The organism is Burkholderia sp. E168m23 (assembly GCF_016586125.1).
Taxonomy (GTDB): Bacteria; Pseudomonadota; Gammaproteobacteria; order Burkholderiales; family Burkholderiaceae; genus Burkholderia; species Burkholderia orbicola.
In genome coordinates this window covers 1-4668 of record NZ_BCPP01000573.1, presented here as the reverse complement: position 1 = coordinate 4668, position 4668 = coordinate 1, and the positions used below count along the sequence as shown (strand labels likewise).

Below are 4668 nucleotides of genomic sequence, written 5' to 3'. Positions count from 1 at the left end.
CCGGTCTGAATGCAGAGCCGGCCATTGCTTTTTATCGGCCATTGATTGCCAAGGCCGAGGTCCGGAAAGGGACCTACCGTCGGATTTCCGAGTGGAGCAGTCGTTTGGCCGTCAGTTTCGGAGATGGAACTGCCGGCTGCTTCCGGCCGGCAACCGCCAGTCGATCCCCCCGCCGCTTCGCCGCCGAGCACGGTCGGCGGCACCGCGACGACACACACCGACGCGCTCGTGCCGGCACTGAAGGCGATCGACGCGACCGCATGTCCCCCGTCGCGCCGATCACCCCCGCTCAGATCTGCTGCTGGCCGCCATCGACGAACAATTCGATGCCGTTCACGAAGCTCGCGTCGTCCGACGCCAGGAACAGCGCCGCGCCCGCAATCTCGCCCGGCTCGCCGAGGCGCCCCATCGGAATCTGCGCCGCCAGATAATCGGCAAGCCCCTGCCGCTGACCCGCATCGTCGCCGGCGAGATCGAGCAGGCCGGGCGTGCGGGTCGCGCCCGGGCTGATCGTGTTCACGCGGATGCGTCGGTCCTTGAGGTCGAGAATCCAGCTACGCGCAAACGCACGCACCGCCGCCTTCGAAGCCGAATACACGCTGAACGCAGCGGTGCCCGCGCTACCCGCCGTCGAGCCGGTCAGGATCACCGATGCGCCATCGGCCAGCAGCGGCAGCGCCTTCTGCACGGTGAACAGCACGCCCTTCACGTTGCGGTCGAAGGTGTCGTCGTAGTGCGCTTCGGTGATGCTGCCCAGCGGCAGCATCGAACCGCCGCCGGCGTTCACGAACAGCACGTCCAGGCGCCCCTGTTCTTCCTTGATTTGCGCATACAGCGCGTCGAGCTCATCGAGCTTCGTGGAATCGGAACGCACGCCGGTGGCCGTGCCGCCGGCTTCACGGATACCCGCCACGGCGGCATCGAGTTCGGCCTGACGGCGGCCCGTGAGATAGACGTGCGCCCCTTCAGCGGCGAAGCGTTGGGCGGTGGCCAGGCCGATGCCGCTGGTGGCGCCGGTGACGAGTGCGATCTTGTTGTCGAGCTTGCGTGCCATGGTATTGCTCCTTTCGTTTGATCAGTGGGTGTTTCGGTTGGGTGTTACGTGCTGCGATGTGAGGAGAATATCGACGGCTCGATCTTTTCGAAATAGAATCAATCGAAATCCAACGTTGCATAAATGAAAAGATGAGGGGAAATGGCGCACCTGCCTGATTTCGAAGGGTTGGCGATGTTCGCGAAGGTGGCCGAGCACGGGTCGTTTGCCGCTGCGGCGCGCTCGACCGGCGTGTCGGTCGCCACCGTCTCCCGCGGGGTGGCACGTCTGGAGGACCGGCTCGGCGCGCGGCTGTTCAATCGCACGTCGCGGCAGCTCTCGCTGACCGAGTTCGGCCGGACGATCAGCGAGAAGGCCGGCGAGATCTACCGTCAGGCCGAGGAAGCGGAAAGCTCGGCGCGCGAGATGTCGGTGCAGCCGCGCGGGCTGGTGCGTCTGGCCGTGCCGATGTCGTTCGGGCTGCGCTGGGTCGCGCCGCTACTGCCGGGCTTTTTTCGCGCGTATCCGGAGGTGTCGATCGACCTGCATTTATCGGATGCGTCGGTCGATCTGATTGCCGATGGGTTCGACGCGGCGCTGCGTATCGCCGCGCTGCCGGATTCGTCGCTGGTCGCGCGTCGGCTGTGTGCGGTCACGCAATTCGTGGTGGCGGCGCCGGAATATCTGAGGCGCGAAGGGCGCCCCACGCATCCGCTCGAATTGGCGGATCGCCCTTGCCTCCCGTACGCGTATCGCGCGCGGAGTGCCGTATGGCGCTTCACGAACGACGCAGGCGATGAGGAGTCGGTGATGCCGACGGGCCCGCTACGCGTCACCAACGCCGATGCGCTGTTGCCGACGCTGCTCGATGGGCTTGCGATCGCCGAACTGCCGGAGTTCATCGCGGGCGAATATCTGGCTGATGGCCGTCTCGAAGCCATTCTCCCCGACTGGTCGCTGACGACGGGCGGGCTTTATTTCGTTACGCCGTCGGCGCGGGCGCGACCCGCGAAGGTGACGGCGTTGTCCGACTACTTCGCCGAACATCTGGGCAATCCCGTCTGGCGATGGCCAAAATGATGTTTCGGTGAGCGGTCGAATCAAGCACTCTCGTGCCCTATGACGACGCTGCCCCCCCGGATGCCCTTGCCTCTCTCCATCAGACCGCGACCGCCCGATAAACGATCGCCGCCACTCCCGAACGCGGCCGCACGTTACGTCGACTTCCCTCTTCGCACCCTGTGCGAAGGACACTGGCCAAGGAGTTCGACCAGCCGCGTCTCGCATCCGGAAAACGCGTATCCGCGCCGCTGCGAGACCATGAACGTGAGGGGCCGCATGTGCCACGCGCGCCGCTGGAGCTCGACGAGCGTGCCCTTCGCGAGGTCCGCGTCGACCATATGGCGCGGCATGCGCCCCCAGCACAGGCTCCCCCTGAGCAGGTCGTGCTTCGCGCCGAGATCGTCCACCCACCACTGGCGCTCACTGGCGACCCCTTGCTGGGTCTTTTCCGCATCGGGCTGATTGTCGGTGACGACGAGCTGGATGTGCCGGCCCACATACGGTCACCATTTGCGAGTCGAATGGACGGTTGCCGTTCCCAGCCGGGCGGCGACCTATCCTGTCGGCGAGACGGCTGGATCGATCTCGCGATCGGTCAGCCCGAATCTCGCCATGCGCGCGCGATGGTCCGGCGAACCGACATACGCGCGCAGTTGCCGATTGAACGCCGTCAGGAGATCCCGGTTTTCCCGGTTGAATGAAAACGCGCCCAGCGGAGGCGTCCGCTGGCTGCCGTCGCCATCCGGCTCGTGCGCGACGGCCTCGATCATCGCGCTGCCTATGCGGCCCGCCACGATGCGATTCCCCAAAGCGGTGCTCGCATAGGCGTCGATCACGCCGGAGAGCACGGCCGCGATCGCGTCGGCTTGCTGTTCGAAGACGACGATTTGCCGCCGGCTCACGCCTGCCGCCATCGCGGAATCATGCTGTACCTGTCCGGCGATGATGCCGAGGCGCGCATCGGGACGTTCGGCGATCGACGCATAACGCCTGAGCGCCTTCGGGTTGCCGGGCCGCACCAGGAAACCGTCCTCGATTCCCCACACCGGCACGCTGAACGCAACGGTATGGGCCCGCTGCGGTGTCACGAAGAGCGGCACGTTCATGTCCCAGTGCCCCGATGCGACGCCGGGCAGCAATTCGCTGAACGTCGTCGGGCAATACTCGACGCGGGTGACGCCTATCTGCCGGAGGATCGTCGCCGCGAGCTCGAGATCGGCACCTCTCGCGGTGCCATCCGCTTCGGTCCATCCAAACGGAGGTTCCTCGATGTACGCAATGGTTACCTTCATCGCTTTCTCTCGCAAGCCGAAGAATCGATCAGGAATGCATCAGCTTACCGTGGGAAGTCGAGGTCCACTACGAATGGACAAAATTAATCCGGGTGTAATCAAGTTGACGACATTATTTTGGTGCGGCTGTCAGTGAAGTCGTCAACTCGAGCAGCAGGGTCCGGTACGACATGGATCGCGGCGTGACGGAATGAATCGGCTCCACGCTATTCGACGCTATTCGACGTTATCAGCCACGTCCGTCATCCGGATCATGTGCGGCTTGATGCCGTCGTCCTCGGCAGTCGCGGCCTCCTTCGGGTGAATCAGCGCTTCGAGACGCGCCTTCGTCGCGACGAACTCCGGCGTATTGACCTGCGAATAATCGCGCGGCCGCGGCACCGGCACCTCGATCAGCTCCTGCACCCCGCCCGGGTTCGCCTTCAGCACCAGAATCCGGTCGGCCAGAAAGATCGCCTCGTCGAGGTCGTGCGTGATGAACAGGATCGTCACGTCGATGTTGCGCCAGATGTCGAGCAGATGCGTCTGCATCCTGGCCCGCGTCTGGGCGTCCAGCGCGCCGAACGGTTCGTCCATCAGCAGGATGCGCGGACGGTTCGCGAGCGCGCGGGCAATCGCCACGCGCTGCTTCATGCCGCCCGACAGCTGGTGCGGATACACGTCGGCGAAACGCGTCAGCCCGACGAGATCGAGCCACTGCAGCGCCTCACGCTCGGCCACGCCGCTGCTGCTGCCGTTCATGCGCAGGCCGAACATCACGTTCTTCTTCACCGTGAGCCACGGAAACAGCGTATAGCCCTGGAACACCATTCCGCGATCGGCGCCCGGCCCGTCGACCGGCTTGCCGTCCAGCAGCACGTCGCCGCTCGTCTGCGCGTCGAGCCCGGCGAGAATCCGGATCAACGTCGACTTGCCGCAGCCGGACGGGCCGATCACGCACACGAACTCGCGCCGGTGCGTGCGGAAACTGATGTCGTCGAGCGCGACGCACTCGCCCTGCGGCGTCGTGAAACGCTTGCCGACGTGTCGCACGTCGAGTATCACGTCGCGGGCCTTCAGCCGCGCGAAGCGCTCGCGCACCGCGTCGGATTGAATCAGGTAATCGGGAACGGCTTGCGGGTTCTGCATGATGCCCTCTGCGGAAATCGGTCGATGGGGACGTGCGGGCGGCGCTCACGCTTTCAGCGTGCGGTCCCACGGAAAGAGCCGGCGGCCGAGCAGCCCGAGCACGATGTCGGTGCCGAGGCCGATGATCCCGATCATCAGGATCGCCGCATATAC

General features: G+C 65.2%; 4 protein-coding genes and 3 pseudogenes. 1 reads left to right on the top strand and 6 read right to left on the bottom strand.

Annotation, left to right across the window (positions count from 1 at the left end; translation table 11 throughout):
* Together JMF90_RS40240 and JMF90_RS24955 are read right to left on the bottom strand one after the other, a co-directional pair.
* Positions 1–218: pseudogene (locus tag JMF90_RS40240) on the bottom strand (hypothetical protein); the annotation flags it as partial.
* A 71-nt stretch (positions 219–289) separates the two neighbouring features.
* Positions 290–1054 (bottom strand): SDR family NAD(P)-dependent oxidoreductase, encoded by a 765-nt coding sequence (locus JMF90_RS24955; protein WP_011549106.1) that lies wholly within the window; start codon positions 1052–1054, stop codon positions 290–292.
* A 141-nt stretch (positions 1055–1195) separates the two neighbouring features.
* Between JMF90_RS24955 and JMF90_RS24950 the strand changes: the two genes are divergently transcribed.
* Positions 1196–2113, top strand: coding sequence for a LysR family transcriptional regulator (locus tag JMF90_RS24950; RefSeq protein ID WP_011549107.1), 918 nt, complete (start codon positions 1196–1198; stop codon positions 2111–2113).
* A gap of 134 nt (positions 2114–2247) precedes the next feature.
* Here JMF90_RS24950 and JMF90_RS24945 read toward each other — a convergent pair.
* The 4 genes and pseudogenes from JMF90_RS24945 to JMF90_RS40730 all read right to left on the bottom strand — a co-directional run.
* Positions 2248–2589 (bottom strand): annotated as a pseudogene (locus tag JMF90_RS24945) (LysR family transcriptional regulator); the annotation flags it as partial.
* 60 nt (positions 2590–2649) lie between these two features.
* Complete coding sequence (locus JMF90_RS24940) at positions 2650–3387, bottom strand: transporter substrate-binding domain-containing protein (protein WP_011549109.1); 738 nt, start codon at positions 3385–3387, stop codon at positions 2650–2652.
* Positions 3388–3603: 216 nt separating this feature from the next.
* Entirely contained in the window at positions 3604–4515 is a 912-nt protein-coding gene (locus JMF90_RS24935; protein ID WP_011694942.1) for an ABC transporter ATP-binding protein, read from the bottom strand.
* 45 nt (positions 4516–4560) lie between these two features.
* A pseudogene (locus tag JMF90_RS40730) lies at positions 4561–4668 on the bottom strand (ABC transporter permease); the annotation flags it as partial.

Coding starts and splice junctions, on each gene's coding strand:
- JMF90_RS24950 (WP_011549107.1), top strand. CDS start 1,196: ATGGCGCACCTGCCTGATTTCGAAGGGTTGGCGATGTTCGCGAAGGTG.
- JMF90_RS24935 (WP_011694942.1), bottom strand. CDS start 4,515: ATGCAGAACCCGCAAGCCGTTCCCGATTACCTGATTCAATCCGACGCG.
- JMF90_RS24940 (WP_011549109.1), bottom strand. CDS start 3,387: ATGAAGGTAACCATTGCGTACATCGAGGAACCTCCGTTTGGATGGACC.
- JMF90_RS24955 (WP_011549106.1), bottom strand. CDS start 1,054: ATGGCACGCAAGCTCGACAACAAGATCGCACTCGTCACCGGCGCCACC.